Genomic DNA, 18,126 nt, shown 5'->3' with positions numbered 1-18,126 from the left:
CGAGTTCATCCGCGGCTCTGCGCGCGCATCAGCTCGACACTCCGGCGACCTGCCACGTCTGGATCGCCGTCAGGCCCTGGGCGGCGTTGTCGGTCGCAGCCGGCAGCGTCACCGCGAAGCAGTAGTTCACGGCTGCCCCGCCGTTCGCCGCGGCAGCCTGGGTCCCGGTGCCTCCGACCGACATCTGCGAATTGTCGGGAACGACCGCGGTGCCGGCCGCATACGTCGTGCTGTTGCAGGACGTGCCCGCGATCGCCCGCACCCCGTATCGCAGGTACGTCCCGAGCCCGGTTCCCGCCGTCGAGGTCACGCTGAGTTGCAGAGTTCCCGCCACCGACGGATTCGCGGTGCGCACGCTGAACAGCGCGTAGGTCGTGTTCCCGGGGGCCATCGCCGAGAACGGTGCGCTGAACGACAGCGCCGCCGGAGTGCCCGCGGGGTGGCTCGAGAACGTGGCGCCGTCGGTCGCACCCACGATGTCGAACCTCCCGGCGGTGAAGGTCGCATTGCCGTATTCGGAATCGTTCCAGGCGGCAAGGGTCATCGTCGCGCCGACGCCGAACACCAGTCCGCCCGCGAGCACGGCGCGTATCCGACGGGAGAGCAATCGCTTCCCCTCCCGCATGCCTCTGCGGGTGTCGGCCATGATCAGTCCGCAGTCGAGGTGGCCGTGAACTCCCAGGTCGCGGTCGCGGTGGCGCCCTGAGTGAGACCGGCACCCGCGGTCACCGCGAAGCACAGCTGCATCGGCACCCCCGCCGTTCCGGCCGGAGTGCCCGCGGCCAGCGGGAGCGACGTCGCCCCGGTCTGATCGCTCAGGGTCGCGCCTGTCGCCACGACTGTTCCCGTGGCCGCCTCATCGCAGGTGTCGGCGGCTTCGATCGCGGTCACGGTGTACGACAGGTTGGCCTCGTTGCCCCCGGTTCCCGCCGTGATTCCGGACGGCAGCAGCGTGGCGCCGTTCGTGGTCGTGCTGTCGAGGCGCACCCAGAAGGGCGCGTGGACGACATCGCCCGGTGACATCGACGACGCGACAGCGGGCAGCTCGAAGACGAGCGACGCCGCGAAGTCTCCCAGATCGACGTTGTGGTCGTCGTACCCGTCGCTCGCGCTGGTCGTCGAGCCCTCCAGGTTGAACGCCCCTGCGGTGAAGGTGCCGGTCGCGAACTCCGAATCGTTCCAGGCTGCGAGCGTCACCCCGATTCCTACGCCGAGCACCAGCCCACCGGCCAGCACTGCCAGAACCTTGCGTTGCGTGTTCTTCTCAGCCATGACATTCCCCCTCAGGAATCACGAACCGCAGATGCCTGGGGATGGTCGCCCTTCTGCGGCCCGCATCCGAGTGTTCATGTCGTTGTCGACAGTTTTGTCCAAGTACTCTGCGATTAAAAGGGGAGGAACGTCACGAACAGCTATCCTGGGGCCTCCTAAGCGACACAATGTCTGGCCCGAGAGGTGACCGATCGGCTGGTCGACGGTTCAGCGAGACAGCACTCGCCGCGCTTCGGACGCGATGTCGGCGGCGATCGTGTCGAGCAGCCCTGACCGCAGATTCCACTGCTGCCAGTAGAGACTCACCCGCAACGGGGGCCCCCCGAGCGGCACCAGCTCGTGATCGGTCTGCAGAAGCGGCACCATCCCCCAACCGAGTCCCAGCCGGACGGCGAGGGCATAATCATGCGACGCCGGAACGTAGTGTCTGGGAACCCCCTGCTGCGCGACACCCATGGCACCCAGCCACTCGTGCTGCAGCGTGTCCCGACGGTCGAAGTCCACGAACGGCGCGACCGCGAGGGCTTCGGCCGTGATGCCGTCGCCGAACCACCGTCGGGCGAACGCCGGTGCAGCCATCGCGTGGTACTCCAACACGCCGAGCGGCGAGACGGAGCATCCGGCCACGGGCTCCGCCTCGCTGGTGACCGCAGCCATGACAGTGCCCGACTCGAGCAGACGGGCCGTGAAGTTCTGGTCGTCCCGGTGCAGGTCGAAGTCGAGCTCGTGTGCTGCGGAGAGCCTCGCGAGCGGGCCGAGGAACCACGTCGCCATCGAGTCCGCATTGACGGCGAGAGGGATGCGGGTGCGGGGTGCGTCGACATCGTCGAGACCGAGCCCGGCCAGCGCGTCGTGTTCGAGCAACGCGATCTGGCGCGCCAGGCGCACCACCGACTCACCGGCTTCCGTGAGGCGCGCCGGCTTGGTTCGCACCACGAGCACGCGTCCCAGCTGCTCTTCGAGGCTCTTCAGCCGCTGACTCACGGCAGACGGCGTCACCCTCAACACGCGGGACGCCGCGTCGAAGGTTCCCTCATCAGCGACGGCGGCGAGAGTGGCGGCAAGTTCGGGGTCGATCTTCACATTAGTGATGCTAATGGTTCACAACTTCTGCGAACTGGTGCTCATGTTTCAGGACACCTAGCGTGGAAGGATGCTCCCCGTGCTCTCCGGTCTCGGCCTCGGCCTCTCGCTGATCATCGCCATCGGTGCCCAGAACGTCTTCGTCCTTCGGCAGGGCATCCGCAGCGAGCATGTACTGCCCGTGGTCATCATCTGCGCCGTGTCGGACGCTCTGCTGATCGCTGCAGGCGTCGCTGGACTCGGTTTCGTGATCTCCGCGGCTCCCTGGCTCGTCGTCGTCGCTCGCTGGGCGGGCGCATTGTTCCTGCTGGCCTACGGGATCCTCGCCGCGCGCCGTGCGTGGCGAGGTGGCGAGCAGCTGCGCGTCGATCAGACCGACGGCGAGAGCCCGATCGCGCGTTCGAGCGGGAGCGGCACGTCCACGGCGACTCGCACGGCGCTCGCCCCGGTGATCGCGACAGCACTGGCGCTGACCTGGCTGAACCCCCATGTCTATCTCGACACGGTGCTGATGCTCGGGTCGATCGCGGCCACCCACGGCGAGGACCGGTGGCTGTTCGCGGCCGGAGCGATCACCGCCAGCATCCTGTGGTTCACCGCGCTGGGGTTCGGCGCCCGCTACCTCGGCCGCTGGCTGCGCACCGAACGTTCCTGGCGCATCCTCGACGCGCTCATCGCCCTCGTCATGATCACGCTGGCCGTCAGCCTGGTGCTTCCGGTGCTGCACGTGTGAGGCGGTTCGGTGGATTCGACCGGGGCTGCTCGGGATGCTCTGTCAGTCGCCGTCGAGCGGCCGCAGGATGCGGGTGAGGAACTTCTTCGTGCGCTCGTGCTGGGGGGCGCCGAAGAGCTCGGCCGGGGCACCCTCCTCGACCACGACGCCCGCATCCATGAACAGCACATGGTCTGCCGCCTCGCGCGCGAAGCTCAGCTCATGCGTGACGACCACCATGCTCCACCCCTCGTCGGCGAGCTCCTTGATGACCAGCAGCACCTCACCCACGAGTTCGGGGTCGAGCGCGCTGGTCGGCTCATCGAACAGCAGGAGGTCAGGGCGCAACGCGAGTGCGCGAACGATGCCGACCCGCTGCTGCTGACCGCCGGAGAGCTCATGCGGACGAGCGTCCTCCTTGTCGGCGAGCCCGACTCGGGCGAGCAGCACCCGCGCCTCGGCGACCACCTCGGCCTTCGGCCTGCCCTGCACCCGCCACGGGCCCTCGATGACGTTCTCGAGCACGGAGAGATGCGGGAAGAGGTTGTGATGCTGGAACACCATCGCCGAGCGGTCGCGCAACGCGAGCCGCTTCTGCGCGCGAGTGCGTTTCGGCAGCGCAGCCTCCGGAGCGAAGTCGATGTCGGGCCCGCCCGCGACGACGATCGTGCCGGCGTCCGGCGTCTCGAGGCCGTTGAGCGCGCGGAGCACCGTCGTCTTGCCCGATCCGCTCGGACCGATCAGCACGACGACTTCCCCGCGATGCAGCGTCAGGTCGATGCCTCGGAGCACCTCGTTGTCGCCGAAGCGCTTGTGCAGGCCGCGCGCGGTGAGCAGCGCGTCTGCGGTGGACTGGGGCGCGCGCGCCGGATCAGTGAGCGACATTGCGATCGAGTCTCCTCTCGAGAGCGCTCTGGCCGAACGACAGCACGAGGCAGATCACCCAGTACACGAGCGCGGCAGCCAGATAGACGACCATGAACTCCAAAGTCGCCGCCGCGATCTGCTGCGCGACCTTGAAGAGCTCCGTCACGAGGATCAGCGAGGCGAGCGAGGTGTCCTTCACCAGCGAGATGAACGTGTTCGACAGCGGCGGCACCGAGACCCGCGCGGCCTGCGGCAGGATCACGCGCGTGAGTGTGCGCGTGCGATTCATGCCGACCGTGTATGCCGCCTCCCACTGCCCCTTCGGAACGGAGAGGATGGCGGCGCGCACCACCTCGGCTCCGTAGCCGCCGACGTTCAGCGACAGCGCGATGATCGCGCTGGTCCACGGATCCAGCTTGAGCCCGATCGACCCGAGGCCGTAGAAGATCACGAACAGCTGAACGATCATCGGCGTGCCACGGATGACCGAGATGTAGAACCTGGCGATGCCCGCCAACACAGGATTGACCGAGATCCGCATGAGTGCCGCGCCGACGGCGAGCACGAGACCCAGCGCGAACGAGATCAGCGCGAGTGGAACCGTCACCGTCACGCCCGCGAGGGCGATCGGGCCGAGCGAATCGAAGAACAGCTGCCAGGGATTCTCCATGGGCTACTGCGTCACGTCGTCGCCGAAGTACTTGTCACTGATCTCGGCCAGGGTACCGTCCGCACGCAGCTCCTCGAGTGCGCCGTCGATCGCCTCGACCAGGTCGGTCTTGTCCTTGGTGAACACGAACGCCTGCTCACCGGCCTCATCGGTCTCGGCGGCGATCTTCAGACCGGACGGGCTGTTCGTCTTCTCGTAGTCGAGGAAGGTCAGCTTGTCGTTGACCGTCGCGTCGACGCGACCCTGACGCAGCAGCTCGACGGCCTGCGCCCAGCCTTCGACACCCTCGACCGTGGCACCGGACTCGGTGGCGAGCTCGTACCAGTTGCTGGTGAGCGACTGCGCCGTCGTCTTGCCCTCGAGGTCGTCGAACGATGAGATCGAGTCGTCGTCCTCGGCGACCACGATGACTCCCGGCGAGACAGTGTACGGAGCGCTGAACAGGTACTTCTCCTGGCGCTGCTCGTTGATGCTGACCTGGTTCGCGATCACGTCGAAGCGGCCCGCGTCGAGCCCGGCGAAGATCGCGTCCCACTGGGTCTCCTGGAACTCGACCTCGAGGTCGAGCTTCTCGGCGACCGCCTCGATGATCTCGACGTCGAAGCCGGTCAGGTCGCCGGTTCCGCCGTCATCGTGGAAGCTGAACGGGCGGTACGTACCCTCGGTGGCGACCGTCAGAACGCCGTCCGTGACGAGGCCGAAGTCGGATCCGCCCTCGCTCGAGCTGCTCTCGGCAGGTGCGGTGCTCCCGCTGCAGGCGGTGAGCGCTCCTGCGGCGACGACCAATGCGGTGACGGCGATGAGGCGACGAGACATGTGACCCTCCTGGGGTGCGGTGAGGCGCGAGTGCTGTGGCGCGGAACTCATTCACAGTACGCGGCATCCGACCTGCATCCCAACATCCGATGACGCTCGATGTCGCGCGGGACGCAGAAAGGCCCCCGCAGAATGCGGGGGCCTCTCTGGAATCACACTCAGATGGAGTTGACGTCCAGCGGGATGCCGGGGCCGAACGTGGTCGACACGGCGCCCTTCTGGATGTAACGGCCCTTCGAGCTCGACGGCTTGAGGCGAACGATCTCCTCGAGCGCTGCGCCGATGTTCTCGTTGAGCTGGTCAGCCGAGAACGACGACTTGCCCACGACGAAGTGCACGTTGGCGTGCTTGTCGACGCGGAACTCGATCTTTCCGCCCTTGATCTCCTCGACGGCCTTGGCCGTGTTGGGGGTCACGGTGCCGGTCTTCGGGTTCGGCATGAGTCCACGCGGACCCAGGACCTTTCCGAGACGACCGACCTGGCCCATGAGCTCCGGGGTCGAGACGGCCGCGTCGAACGCGGTCCAGCCTGCGGCGACCTTCTCGATGAGCTCGGCGCCGCCGACCTCATCCGCGCCTGCGGCGATCGCTGCCTCGGCCGCGGGGCCGGTGGCGAAGACGATGACGCGGGCGGTCTTGCCGGTGCCGTGGGGCAGGATGACGGTGCCGCGCACCATCTGGTCTGCCTTGCGGGGGTCGACTGCGAGCTTCAGCGCGACCTCGACGGTCGAGTCGAACTTCGTCGAGCCGGTCTCCTTGGCGAGGGCGACTGCCTCGCTGGGAGTGTAGAAACGGTCTGCCTCGATCTTCTCGGCGGCAGCCTTGTAAGCCTTGGACTTCGTAGCCATGATTATTCTCCTCAGCCCTCGACCGTGATGCCCATGGAACGGGCGGTGCCGGCGATGATCTTCGAGGCAGCCTCGATGTCGTTCGCGTTCAGGTCGGCCTGCTTGGTCTCGGCGATCTGACGGACCTGGTCCTTGGTGATCTTCGCGACCTTGACCGTGTGAGGCGTCGACGAGCCCTTGGGCACGCCAGCGGCCTTCTTGATGAGCTCCGCAGCCGGCGGGGTCTTCAGGATGAACGTGAAGCTGCGGTCCTCGTAGACGGTGATCTCGACGGGGATGACGTTGCCGCGCTGCGACTCGGTCGCGGCGTTGTACGCCTTGCAGAACTCCATGATGTTGACGCCATGCTGACCGAGCGCGGGGCCGATCGGCGGCGCCGGGTTGGCTGCACCGGCGTTGATCTGAAGCTTGATCAGGCCGGTCACCTTCTTCTTCGGTGCCATATCCTCTTCCTTTCATCGAACGGGTGCGGGTGCATCCGCTCTCCCGCGAACCCGGCATCTCCGGGCTGCGGTCGTCTGCGCGCACGACGAAGCGGCACGCAAACCACACAAGTCTACCTGATGCGAGAGCACCCCGGGAACGCGAGAACGGCCGCCCCGATCGGGGCGGCCGTTCTCGCTGAGCGTGTGTGGGTCAGACCATCTTCGTGACCTGGTCGAACGACAGCTCGACCGGGGTCTCGCGTTCGAAGAGCGACACGAGCACCGTGAGCTTGCCACTCTCGGGCTTGATCTCGCTGATCGAACCGGGAAGACCCGCGAACGAGCCCTCCTTGATGGTGATGGTCTCGCCGACCTCGAAGTCGACCTCGGCCGGGAGCGGACGAGCGACGGCGAGGCCGCCCTTCGACGCGATGTTCTTGGCGGTCGGGACGTCCTTGACCTCGACGAGCGACTTCAGCATGTTGAAGGCCTCTTCGAAGCGCAGTGGCGTCGGGTTGTGGGCGTTGCCCACGAAGCCGGTGACGCCCGGAGTGTGGCGCACGACCGACCAGGTGTCTTCCGTCAGCTCCATGCGCACGAGCACGTAGCCCGGGATGCGCACGCGGGTGACCATCTTGCGCTGGCCGTTCTTGATCTCGACCACGTCTTCCATCGGGACCTCGATCTGGTAGATCTCGTCCTCGACCTCGAGCGTCGACTTGCGCTGCTCGATGTTGGCCTTGACCTTGCGCTCGAACCCGGCGTAGGAGTGGATGACGTACCACTTGCCCGGAAGCATCCGAAGGTCCATGCGGAACGCCTCGTACGGGTCTTCCTCGGCGTCCTCGTCCTCGTCGGACTCGGCGTCTTCGTCGCCGTTGACGTCCGGACCGTCGTACGGGGCGACCTCGTCGGCCTCGGCGGCCTCGAGCTCAGCGGTCTCTTCCGCCACGGATTCGTTGAGGACCTCAGCGGCAGCTTCAGTCTCAGCCGCTTCGTCCAGGTTGAGAGCGTCGTTCACGATCGCGTCCGCCTCCGGGTCGTTGATGTCGATGTCGGTGTCGTCCTGCACATCTGCGTCGTCGTCTCCGTCGACGTCCTCGATGTGGATGGCGACATGTTCGGCCGAGGTGACCGACTGCTCTTCCGCAGCGAGCACGTTGCCCTCCTGGGCTTCGTCCTCTTCGCTGGACTGCTCGGCAGCCGTCGCCCAGTCGGCGTCGTCGGAATATCGTTCAGACACGTTGTTTCTTTCCAATCACTGCGGCCAGGGCCGCGAGGGCGTCAGGCGCCCGGGACCCCGAAGACGATGTGCGTCACCCAGGCGAACAGGGTGTCCAGTCCGTAGACGATGCCCATGACGATGAGAACGAAGACGAGCACTACTGCGGTGAACTTGACCAGCTCTTTGCGAGTCGGCGTGACGACCTTGCGCAGCTCTGCGATGACCTGACGGAAGAACAGGGCGATGCCTGCGAAGAAGCCCGCGATGCCACGCTTCTTCTCGCGGGTGGCGCCGGCCGCGACGACCTCGCCGCGCGGTTCGTCCTGATCCATCCTGAATGTACCTTTCGTGTGTCAGCGTGTGCTGACGCGCAGGGCGGACAGGAATCGAACCTGCAACCTGCGGTTTTGGAGACCGCTGCTCTGCCAATTGAGCTACCGCCCTAGAGACCGGGAGGTCTCGGGGTGTCGTCTTCATCCTGCCACCGCTGTCGGACCGGAAGGACCGGGGCACGGCGAAAGAATGCAGACAACAACTGCTCGACAAGCATACGGCATCCGTCGGTCGGTGCAGAACCGGGCCCGCTCTCGTCGTTGTTGTTAGGCTCGGCGAGCGGACGAAACGGGAGGGGGCGCAGTGAGCGCTGACGTGCAGCAGTTCCAGGTGGACCTGCGCGGTGTCGTCGACCTTCTGAGCCGCCACATCTACTCGAGTCCACGCGTGTATCTGCGTGAGCTGCTGCAGAACGCACGCGACGCCATCACGGCTCGACGCGAGGTCGACGGCAAGGGTGGGAGCATCCGCATCACGGCGCTGACGGACACCTCCGGCGAGTTCGTGCTGCGAGACGACGGGGTCGGCCTGAGCGCCGCCGAGGTGGGTGACCTGCTCGCGACGGTCGGACGCAGCTCGAAGCGCGACATCTTCGACCTTCCTCGCAGCGACTACCTGGGGCAGTTCGGCATCGGTCTGCTCAGCTGCTTCATGGTCGCCGATTCGATCGTGATCCGCTCGCGCAGCGCACGAGGCGGTTCGGCCGTCGAGTGGACGGGCAGCGCCGACGGCACCTTCCGCGTCGTCGAGATCGACGACGATCTGCCCATCGGCACGAGCGTGCACCTGACGCCCCGATTCGACGCCGACGAGCTGCTGCGCCCCGCGGCCGTGCGCGAGCTGGCCACCGTGTTCGCCGAGTTCCTCCCCGTGCAGGTGACGCTCGTGTCCGCGAGCGGCGACATCGACATCACCAGGCGCGCACCCTTCCTCGATGCCGTCGACGACATCGACGGCGCTGTGCAGTACGGGCGCGATCTCGTCGGCGCCACGCCGTTCGACGCGATCGAGCTCAGCGAACCCGCCACGGGCACCAGAGGCCTGGCCTACGTGCTTCCTTACGCTCCCCCACCCGGTGCTCGTCAGGCGACCCGCATGTATCTCGGCAGGATGCTCCTGGGCGAGCGGGTCGACGATGTACTGCCCGAGTGGGCGTTCTTCGTGCGGGCGGTCGTCGATTCGACGGGCCTCGCCCCGACGGCGAGTCGCGAGTCGCTCGTCGACGACGCGGCGCTCGAGCACGTGCGAGAGCAGCTGGGCGCGAGCATCCGTCGCTGGGTGCTCGAGCTGGGCCTGCGTGAGCCGCACAGACTGGCCCAGTTCGTGGCGGTCCACGAGGTCGGACTGAAGTCGCTGGTGCGCCACGACGACGAGCTGGCGATGTTCATCACACGATGGCTGACTCTCGAGACGACGCACGGCACGATGCGCATCGGCGATCTCGTGGAGCGGTATCCGCACGTGCGCTTCGCGCAGTCGGTCGACGAGTTCCGCCAGGTCGCCGGGATCTCGCCCGCCTCAGAGGTGCTGGTCAACGGCGGGTACCTGTATGACGCGGACCTCGTGCGGATGCTGCCGGAGCTCTACCCCCACGTCACGATCGAGCTCGTCGACGTCGCCGGTGAGCTCGACCGCCTCGATCCCCCGCCCCTCGACGACCGGGACGCCGCGATGGCACTGGAGGACAGAGCAGGCGGCGTGCTCACGGCATCCGGATGCTCCGTCACGGTGCGCTCGATCGACCAGCCGGGGCTCGCAGCGCTCTACGTCGCCGACCCCGATGTGCTGCGCAGGATCGATCGCAGTCGCACGAAGGGCATCACCGGATCGCTGTGGGGCGGCGTGCTCGACCGCATCGACTCGACCGTGTCGGCCCGCCGCGACGACGATCTGAGCGCGCGCCTGTGCCTGAACTGGTCGAACCGCGTCGTGCGGGCGCTGGTGCGCGTGCACGACGACTCGGTGTTCGCACGCACCGTGCAGCTGCTCTACATCCAGGCTCTGCTGGCGGGTCACCACCCGCTCTCCGACTCCGATCGTGCGCTCATGACGACCGCGCTCTCAGACCTCGTCTCGCTCTCGGCCGGCATCGAAGAGGACTCGATCCCCTTCGACGACGCCGTCTGACCGCGCTGTCCGACACTCGCTCCGTTCGAAGGATCCCCATGACACGTCCGCAGAAGCGCTTCAGACAGCTCATCGAGGAGATCGACCGCACCCCGTGGGGCCCGGCGGAGCAGGCGCTGGTGGCGGATGCCGTCTCACTCGCGGTCGAGCTCGGTGACGAGCGACTCGAGTATGAGGCGCGCATGCGACAGACCGCATCCGCGAACATGAACGGCGCGACCGACGTGATGCTGAACTCCTTCGCGTGGTGCCTCGCCCGACACGACGCCGACCCGCAGCGGTTCCCCGCCGACCTCGAATACGGCGGCGCCGACCTGATGTGGCAGTTCAAATGGATGGCGTCGTCTCTGCGTTCGTCTCCCGCGTTCTCGACCGAGCAGATCTCGGCGGTGCTCGACGACATGGAGACGCACTACCGCGCTGGCGGGCTCGGCATGAGCGGAGTGCTCACGGCGCGATTCGAGGATGCGTGGGATGCCGGGCGCATCGACGACGCTGAGGCGCTGCGCGTGCAGCTGGAGGCCACGCCCCGCGACGACCACAGCCACTGCGACGCGTGCGGGCGCAGCCAGTTCGCCGGATTCTTCGCAGAGACCTATCGAGACGCCGAAGCCATCCGACTCGTCGAGGAGATGCTCGAGGGCGGATTCTCGTGCGGCGAGGAGCCGGAGCACGCACTGTCGCGCGTTCTCGTGCCGTACCTCCGCGCCGGGCGCCTCGACGAGGCGAAGAGCGCGCATCTTCGCAGTTACCGTCTCGCCAAGGACAACCCCGACAACCTGCGGATCGTGGCCAACAACATCGTGTTCGCCGCTCTCACGGGCAACGAGGCCAGGGCGCTCGCGCAGGTCGAGCGCCACATCCCGTGGCTTTCGCACGACGGGCTCAACGTCGACGCGCATTTCGCGGCGCTGGCCGCATTCGCATTCGCCCTCGACCGCGTCGCCGCGGCGGGCCACGGCGACGCCCCGGTGCGCGGCGCCGACTCCCCCGCACTCACCGCGTTCTTCGGCGAGCACGATGGCGCCTGGGGCGCCGCCGAGCTCGCCGCCACCGCGTGGGCTGCCGCCGAACGCATCGGCTCGGAGTTCGATCACCGCGACGGCACTGACGGCCACGCACGCAGCCTCACCCGCCTGCGCGCCCTCGCCGACGAGCACTACGACGTGCCCATCAGGTCGGACGCGTTCGCCACCGTTCCGGACTCGGCCACGCCCGCCGACCCCGAGGCGTGGTTCGACAGGGTCATGGATCTCGCCCAGTTCGGGGCAGAGCACGAGACGCTGCAGGCTCTGCCGCACGCCCTGGGGGTCGAGGATCCCTCGAAGCTCGCTCAGCTCATGTCGATGCGCCTCGGCATCCTCATCGCCCTCGACCGCGCCGATGAGGCCGCCGACCTGCTGCCCGCGCGGATCGATGCCCTGCGCGCCGCCGGGCTCGACACACAGGCCGACCTCGAGCAGCGTCTGGGTCTCGCGACCTTCGGGCTGAACACCGCCGATGCCGCAGCGGCGCTCGAGGACGAGCTCGCGACGGCGGCTTCCCTCCCGGCCTGGTCCCGAGGAGATGTGGCGATCAGCCGGGCATCGCTGCACATGCAGGCCGACGAACCGGATGCGGCGCTCGACATGGCGGAGATCGCGGCCCGAGCGTTCGCCGACGCAGACGATGTGCGCCTGTCGAACACCACGACGCTCGTCGCCATCGCGGCGGTGCTGCAGAAGGGCGATATCGAGGCGGCATCCGCTCTGCTCGACCGCTTCCTGGCTCAGGACGATCTCAGCGTCGGCCACCGCGCACAGGCGCTGCAGACCCGTGCCAGGGTTCGTGGCGGCAGTGAGCACTACGCGGAGGGCGCGGCGGATGCCGATGAGGCGTCGCGTCTCCTGGCCGGGCTCGGCGCCACGACCGCCCTGGCGACCGCGCATCTGCTCGCCGGCGCACTCTGGGAGGACGCCGGCGACCCCGAGAAGGCCGTCGCGCGCTACCGCGTCACCTCGCGTCTCGTCGCCCAGGAGGGTGGCGATCAGGCGGGGGCTGACTTCCGCCTGGCGCGGGCGATGCTCGCTGCGGGTGATGCCGAGGTGGCCGCCGAGCTGTTCGGTCAGGTCCTCGAGAGCGAGGAGAAGGCCGGAGTTCCTGCCGCCTCTCGCGGGATGACGGCATCGCTGCTCGCCCGCGCCCTCGGCTCGGCCGGTGAGTTCGGTCAGGCGGTCGGTGCGTTCGGCTATGCGGCCGATCTCTTCGGCGAGGCGGAGGAGCACGCCGATCAGGCCATGGCGCTGACCGAGCGTGCGAAGATCCTCGCGCGTTTCGACGAGCACGACGAGGCGATCGACGCGCTCGAAACCGCATCCGAGATCGTGCGAAAGGCCCCCGAGGCGGTCGGCGCCCTCGCCGACGTGCTGCACAGCCTCGGACAGGCCTACAGCGCGAAGCAGGATGACCGCGCCTTCGCGCTGTTCGACGAGGTCGCCGCACTGGCGCGGGAGCACGAGGCCGGGTGGCTGCTGGCCGATGTCACCGACTCGCGAGGTCGAGCGCTCGCTCAGTTCGGCCGCATCGATGAGGCCGTGGCCGCGGCACTGACCGCAGCCGACGGATTCGCGGGGATCGGCGATGCCGGTTCGGCCGGAGGCTCAGAGCTCTTCGCCGCCCGCCTGCTCGCCGGCGACGACCGCGCCGCCGACGCTGTGCCGATCTACCGCAGCGCACTCGAGCACGCTGTGGACCACGCGCCACTGCGCCAGGTGTCGGCGCTCGAGCTCGGCACCGTGCTCGAGTCGCTCGGACGTCAGGTCGAGGCTGCCGAGGTGCGAGGGCTCATCGAGAGCTAGGCGCGAGTTCGGGGGCGGGTCCGGGTCCGGGTCCCGGGCAGCACCTCGTCGGGAGGAGATCTCCCGTGGGGAGGAGCGATCGGGCGGATTGCTCCTCCCCAAGAGGTGTTCTCCTCCCCAGGGGTGCGCGGCTCAGAGGAACTGACGCCAGTTCGCGCGCGCGAGGTCGAGCAGTTCGTCGCCCTTGCCAGACATGACCGTGCGGATCGCGTACAGCGCGAAGCCCTTGACCTGTGCGGCCTCGATCGCGGGCGGCATCGACAGCTCCTGCCTTTCGGTGACGACGTCGAGCAGCGCGGGACCGTCGTGCGCGAGCACCTCGCGGACGGCATCCGGCAGATCCTCGCTGTTCTCGACGCGGCGGGCGAAGATGCCCATGGCCTCGGCGATCGCCGCGAAGCTCGGGTTGTCGAGCGCGGTGCCGTAGGTCACGAAGCCGGCCGCCTTCATCTCGAGTTCGACGAAGTTCAGAGACGAGTTGTTCACGACGATCGTCTTCACCGGAAGCCTGTTCTGCGTGAGAGTGAGCAGCTCGCCCAGCATCATCGCGAGCCCGCCGTCGCCGGCGAGGGCGATCACCTGCCGATCGGGATGCGAGACCTGCGCCCCGATGCCGTGCAGCAGGGCGTTGGCCATCGACCCGTGCGTGAAGGAGCCGATCAGTCGTCTGTTCTCGGTCATCGACAGATAGCGGGCGGCCCAGACGGTGGGCGAGCCGACATCGGCGGTGAACACCGCGTCATCCGCCGCGTGCTCGTCGAGCAGTCGCGCGAGATACTGCGGATGGATCGGCCGCCCGGCCTTCGTGGGCGTCGCGAGGTCGTCGAGCTTCGCCCTGGTCTTGCGGTAGTGCGCGGTCGAGTCGTCGAGGTGATCGCGATCGCTCTTCTCGGCGAGGCGCGGCAGCAGTGCCTCGGCGGTCGCACGGACATCGCCGACCAGACCGAGATCGAGCGGATGCCGCTTGCCGAGCTGCGAGCCGCGGATGTCGACCTGGATCGTCGTGGCGTGCTCGGGATAGAACTGTTCGTAAGGGAAGTCGCTGCCCAGAACCAGCAGCGTATCGGCCGCCTCCATCGCCCGATACCCGGAGGCGAAGCCGAGAAGCCCCGTCATGCCGACGTCGAACGGATTGTCGTACTCGATGAACTCCTTGCCTCGCAGAGCGTGCACGATCGGCGCGCCGAGTCGGTCGGCGAGCGCGATGACCTCGTCGTGCGCCCCCTCGACGCCTGCGCCGGCGAGGATCGTGGTCTTCTTCGAGGCGTTGAGCAGCGTCGCCGCCCTGGCGAGCTCGTCACCGCTCGGCACGATCACCGGGTGCGAGCGCTCTATGACCACGGCGCGGTCGTCGGCGATCTCCGCCAGGGCGACGTCGCCGGGGATCACGAGCACCGCGACCCCGCGCTGCTCGATCGCGGCGCGCATCGCGATCTCGAGCAGGCGGGGCATCTGCTTCGGGTCTGCGACGTACTCGACGTAGACGCTGCACTCGCGGAAGAGCTCCTGCGGGTGGGTCTCCTGGAAGTACCCCGTGCCGATCTCGGTCGTGGGGATGTGCGCCGCGATCGCGAGCACCGGGACTCGCGATCGGTTGGCGTCGTAGAGGCCGTTGATCAGGTGCAGGTTGCCCGGCCCGCACGAGCCGGCGACGACGGCGAGGTCGCCCGTGAGCGCAGCATCCGCCGCCGCCGCGAAGGCCGCGGACTCCTCGTGCCGCACGTGCACCCATCGGATGCCGCCGTCCTTCCGGAGGGCGTCGGTGAACCCGTTGAGGGAGTCACCCGGAAGGCCGTAGACACGGTCGATCCCGTTGGCGCGGAGGGTCTTGACGATGTTCGCTGCGACGGTTCCCATGCGTCCAACCTACGCCCGCGGGCGGGTCCGGGGGTCGGTCCGGAGACCTGCCGCGGAGACGACGGAGGGGCGGATGTCGCAGCATCCGCCCCTCCGGTTCCGCACGCTCAGCCGATGCGGATGAGCTTCTTGTTGACGAACTCGTCGGCGGCGAGGTGCCCCAGCTCACGCGAGGTGCCGCTGCGCTTGATGCCGCCGAACGGCAGCTCGGGGCTGTCGGCCAGCACGAGGTTGACGTAGACCATCCCCGCCTCGATGTTGTCGGCGACCCGTTCGGCCTGCTCGGCGTCGGTGGTGAAGACGTACGAGCCGAGACCGAAGGGCGTGTCGTTCGCGAGGGCGACCGCGGCGTCCTCGTCGGCGACCCGGTAGACGACCGCAGCGGGGCCGAAGAGCTCCTCGCGGTAGACGTTCATCTCGGGGGTCACGTCAGCGAGCACGGTCGGCGCGAAGAATGCTCCGTCGCGCGTGCCGCCGGTCAGCAGCGTGGCACCCTGCTCGACGGCCTGGTCGATCTGCTTCTGCAGGTTCTCGGCCGCCGTCTCGGACGACACCGGGCCGAGCACGGTGTCGTCGAGCGTCGGGTCGGTCGCCGTCACCGCGGCCATCGCCGCGGTGAACTTCTCGACGAACTGGTCGTACAGGCCGTCGACGATGATGAAGCGCTTCGCGCCGTTGCACGCCTGACCGTTGTTGTCGAGACGCGCGTCGACGCCGGCCTGCACCGTGGCGTCGAGGTCATCGGTGGAGAGCACGATGAACGGGTCGGACCCGCCGAGTTCGAGTGCGACCTTCTTGAGGTTGCGTCCGGCGATCTCGGCGACCGCGGCACCGGCCCGCTCGGATCCCGTGAGCGAGACGCCCTGCACGCGCGGGTCGGCGATCATGTCGGCGATCTGGTCGTTCGTCGCGAGGACGTTCTGATACGCGCCCTTCGGGAATCCGGCGTCGTGATAGATCGCCTCGATCGCGGTCGACGACTCGGGGCACTGCGGCGCGGGCTTGAGCAGGATGGTGTTTCCCACGATCAGGTTCGGAGCTGCGAAGCGCACGATCTGGTAGGCCGGGAAGTTCCACGGCATGATGCCGACGAGCGGTCCGAGCGACGAACGACGAACGATCGCCGAGCCGTCTCCGAGGATGGCGATCGGCTGGTCGGCCATGATCGCCTCGGCCTGGTCGGCGTAGTACTCGGCGATGTCGGCGGCGAAATCCACCTCACCGAGGGCGGCCTCGCGGGGCTTGCCCATCTCGCGCACGAACACGTCGGCGAGCTCCTCGCGGCGCTCGCGGTGCAGCTCGGCCGCACGGCGCAGCAGCGCTGCGCGCTCGGCGACGGTCGAGGAACGCGACCAGTCGCGGTGCGCCTCGTCGGCGGCCGCGACGGCCTCCTCGATCTGCGCATCCGTGAACGTGTCGAAGGACGCCAGCGTCTCTCCGGTGGCGGGGTTGATGACGGCGTAATCGGTGGTCATGTCGAGTCCTCTCATGTTGGTGGTCCGGGCCCCTTCGACAGGATCAGGGACCCGGACCGGAGGTGGTGGTCAGGAGATCGGGATCAGCGTGTACTTGGTGGACAGGTACTCGTGGATGCCCTCGAGGCCGCCCTCTCGGCCGACGCCGGACTGCTTGACGCCACCGAAGGGTGCCGCCGCGTTCGACACGACGCCCACGTTGAGACCCATCATGCCGGTCTCGAGCCTGTCGATCATGCGCTGCCCGCGCTGCAGGTTCTCGGTGAACACGTACGAGACGAGTCCGTACTCGGTGTCGTTCGCGAGACGAACCGCGTCGTCCTCGGTCTCGAACGTCGCGATCGCGAGCACCGGGCCGAAGATCTCCTCGCGGAGGATCGCCGAGCCCGCGACCACATCGGTGAGCACGGTCGGCTCGTAGAACGTTCCGGTGCCCTCTAGCGCCTTGCCGCCGGCGAGCAGCGTGGCACCACGTTCGACGGCGTCGTCGACGAGCTCGCCCGCCTTCGCGACCGCGCCCTCGTCGATGAGCGGTCCGATCGAGACGCCGTCTTCGGTGCCGCGGCCGATCTTCATCGACTTCACACGCTCGGTGACCTTGCGGGCGAACTCGTCCGCGACGTCCTTGTGCACGATGAAGCGGTTGGCCGCGGTGCACGCCTGGCCGATGTTGCGGAACTTCGCCGCCAGAGCGCCGTCGACCGCCTTGTCGAGGTCGGCATCGTCGAACACGACGAACGGGGCGTTGCCGCCGAGCTCCATCGAGACCCGCAGCACGCCCTCGGCGGCCTGCGCGATGAGTTTGCGGCCCACCTCGGTCGAGCCGGTGAACGACAGCTTGCGCAGACGGGGGTCGGCGATGATCGGCGCCGAGAGCGCCGACGACTTCGAGGTCTGCACGACGTTGACGACGCCGGCGGGAAGGCCCGCCTTCTCGAGCAGCGACGTGAAGAACATCGTGGTCAGCGGCGTGAGTGCCGGGGGCTTGATGACGACGGTGCATCCGGCCGCGAGAGCCGGAGCGATCTTGCGCGTCGCCATCGCGAACGGGAAGTTCCACGGGGTGACGAAGAACGAGGGGCCGACGGGCCGCTGTGAGACGACCATGTGGCCGGTGCCCTCGGGATTGATGCCGTAGCGTCCGCTGATGCGCACCGCCTCCTCGCTGAACCAGCGCAGGAACTCACCGCCGTAGGCGACCTCGCCGCGGGCCTCGGCGAGAGGCTTGCCCATCTCGAGGGTCATCAGCAGCGCGAGGTCCTCCTTGTGCTCCTGCACGAGGTCGAAGGCGCGCCGGAGGATCTCACTCCGGGTGCGCGGCGCCGTGGCCGCCCATTCGTCCTGCGCGGCGACGGCAGCATCCAGTGCTCGGATGCCGTCGCCCGGCGTCGCGTCGGCGATCGTGCGGATGACCGCGCCTGTCGCCGGGTCCTGCACGTCGAACGTGCCGCCGGTCTCGCCGTCGATCCACTCTCCCCCGATGAAGAGGCCGGTGGGGATGCTGTCGAGCAGCGCCTGCTCAGTCTGAGTGCTCATGAATCTCTTTCTGTGGGGAGGAGGAAAGCCGGATGCGGCGGAC

16 protein-coding genes and 1 tRNA gene are annotated in these 18,126 nt (G+C 68.1%); 3 read left to right on the top strand and 14 right to left on the bottom strand.

Translation table 11 applies throughout. The annotated features are described in order from the left end of the window. Positions 1-28 precede the first annotated feature (28 nt). The 3 genes from QMA07_RS00945 to QMA07_RS00935 all read right to left on the bottom strand — a co-directional run bounded on the left by QMA07_RS00945 (position 29) and on the right by QMA07_RS00935 (position 2,355). Positions 29-646 carry a SipW-dependent-type signal peptide-containing protein gene (locus QMA07_RS00945; RefSeq protein WP_290159280.1) on the bottom strand — a complete coding sequence of 206 codons (618 nt, stop codon included), beginning with the start codon at positions 644-646 and terminating at the stop codon, positions 29-31. 2 nt (positions 647-648) lie between these two features. Continuing rightward, on the bottom strand, positions 649-1,272 hold the full coding sequence (locus QMA07_RS00940) for a SipW-dependent-type signal peptide-containing protein (protein WP_290159278.1): 624 nt from the start codon (positions 1,270-1,272) through the stop codon (positions 649-651). A gap of 207 nt (positions 1,273-1,479) precedes the next feature. After that, on the bottom strand, positions 1,480-2,355 hold the full coding sequence (locus QMA07_RS00935; protein ID WP_290159277.1) for a LysR family transcriptional regulator ArgP: 876 nt from the start codon (positions 2,353-2,355) through the stop codon (positions 1,480-1,482). Positions 2,356-2,425: 70 nt separating this feature from the next. On the opposite strand from QMA07_RS00935, the gene QMA07_RS00930 reads away from it, so the two are divergent. Beyond that, entirely contained in the window at positions 2,426-3,088 is a 663-nt protein-coding gene (locus tag QMA07_RS00930; protein WP_290159275.1) for a LysE/ArgO family amino acid transporter, read from the top strand. 42 nt (positions 3,089-3,130) lie between these two features. Here the strand turns inward: QMA07_RS00930 and QMA07_RS00925 are convergent, their stop codons facing one another. From QMA07_RS00925 to QMA07_RS00890, 8 genes are all read right to left on the bottom strand, one after another. After that, positions 3,131-3,952: an amino acid ABC transporter ATP-binding protein gene (locus tag QMA07_RS00925; protein WP_290159273.1), complete on the bottom strand. Its 822-nt coding sequence runs from the start codon at positions 3,950-3,952 to the stop codon at positions 3,131-3,133. Then, complete coding sequence (locus QMA07_RS00920; protein WP_290159271.1) at positions 3,939-4,604, bottom strand: amino acid ABC transporter permease; 666 nt, start codon at positions 4,602-4,604, stop codon at positions 3,939-3,941. The genes QMA07_RS00925 and QMA07_RS00920 overlap by 14 nt, the downstream gene beginning before the upstream one ends. Before the next feature lie 3 nt (positions 4,605-4,607). Next, positions 4,608-5,420 (bottom strand): amino acid ABC transporter substrate-binding protein, encoded by an 813-nt coding sequence (locus QMA07_RS00915; protein ID WP_290159269.1) that lies wholly within the window; start codon positions 5,418-5,420, stop codon positions 4,608-4,610. Between the two features lie 158 nt (positions 5,421-5,578). Next, a complete protein-coding gene (gene rplA, locus QMA07_RS00910) occupies positions 5,579-6,268 on the bottom strand; it encodes a 50S ribosomal protein L1 (RefSeq protein WP_290159267.1) in 690 nt (229 codons plus the stop codon). Between the two features lie 11 nt (positions 6,269-6,279). Then, positions 6,280-6,711: a 50S ribosomal protein L11 gene (rplK, locus tag QMA07_RS00905; protein WP_053097443.1), complete on the bottom strand. Its 432-nt coding sequence runs from the start codon at positions 6,709-6,711 to the stop codon at positions 6,280-6,282. 193 nt (positions 6,712-6,904) lie between these two features. Next, the gene (gene nusG / locus QMA07_RS00900) at positions 6,905-7,936 is read right to left on the bottom strand and encodes a transcription termination/antitermination protein NusG (RefSeq protein WP_290159263.1); all 1,032 of its coding nucleotides are present in this window, start codon (positions 7,934-7,936) and stop codon (positions 6,905-6,907) included. A gap of 41 nt (positions 7,937-7,977) precedes the next feature. Then, entirely contained in the window at positions 7,978-8,250 is a 273-nt protein-coding gene (gene secE / locus QMA07_RS00895) for a preprotein translocase subunit SecE (protein WP_042539545.1), read from the bottom strand. 39 nt (positions 8,251-8,289) lie between these two features. Further along, positions 8,290-8,362: transfer RNA gene (locus tag QMA07_RS00890), tRNA-Trp, on the bottom strand. Between the two features lie 192 nt (positions 8,363-8,554). On the opposite strand from QMA07_RS00890, the gene QMA07_RS00885 reads away from it, so the two are divergent. After that, positions 8,555-10,378, top strand: coding sequence for an HSP90 family protein (locus QMA07_RS00885; RefSeq protein WP_290159258.1), 1,824 nt, complete (start codon positions 8,555-8,557; stop codon positions 10,376-10,378). 38 nt (positions 10,379-10,416) lie between these two features. After that, on the top strand, positions 10,417-13,215 hold the full coding sequence (locus QMA07_RS00880) for a hypothetical protein (protein ID WP_290159256.1): 2,799 nt from the start codon (positions 10,417-10,419) through the stop codon (positions 13,213-13,215). A 132-nt stretch (positions 13,216-13,347) separates the two neighbouring features. On the opposite strand, the gene poxB is transcribed toward QMA07_RS00880, so the two are convergent. The 3 genes from poxB to QMA07_RS00865 all read right to left on the bottom strand — a co-directional run bounded on the left by poxB (position 13,348) and on the right by QMA07_RS00865 (position 18,083). Further along, the gene (gene poxB, locus QMA07_RS00875) at positions 13,348-15,072 is read right to left on the bottom strand and encodes a ubiquinone-dependent pyruvate dehydrogenase (protein ID WP_290159254.1); all 1,725 of its coding nucleotides are present in this window, start codon (positions 15,070-15,072) and stop codon (positions 13,348-13,350) included. Positions 15,073-15,179: 107 nt separating this feature from the next. Further along, the gene (locus QMA07_RS00870) at positions 15,180-16,547 is read right to left on the bottom strand and encodes an NAD-dependent succinate-semialdehyde dehydrogenase (RefSeq protein ID WP_290159252.1); all 1,368 of its coding nucleotides are present in this window, start codon (positions 16,545-16,547) and stop codon (positions 15,180-15,182) included. Positions 16,548-16,616: 69 nt separating this feature from the next. Then, on the bottom strand, positions 16,617-18,083 hold the full coding sequence (locus QMA07_RS00865; protein ID WP_290159250.1) for an NAD-dependent succinate-semialdehyde dehydrogenase: 1,467 nt from the start codon (positions 18,081-18,083) through the stop codon (positions 16,617-16,619). Between the last annotated feature and the right edge of the window lie 43 nt (positions 18,084-18,126).

This window comes from Microbacterium sp. APC 3901 (genome assembly GCF_030407765.1).
Classification (GTDB): Bacteria; Actinomycetota; Actinomycetes; order Actinomycetales; family Microbacteriaceae; genus Microbacterium.
The sequence above is the reverse complement of the archived record's forward strand: the minus strand, read 5'-3'. Positions and strand labels throughout refer to the sequence as shown.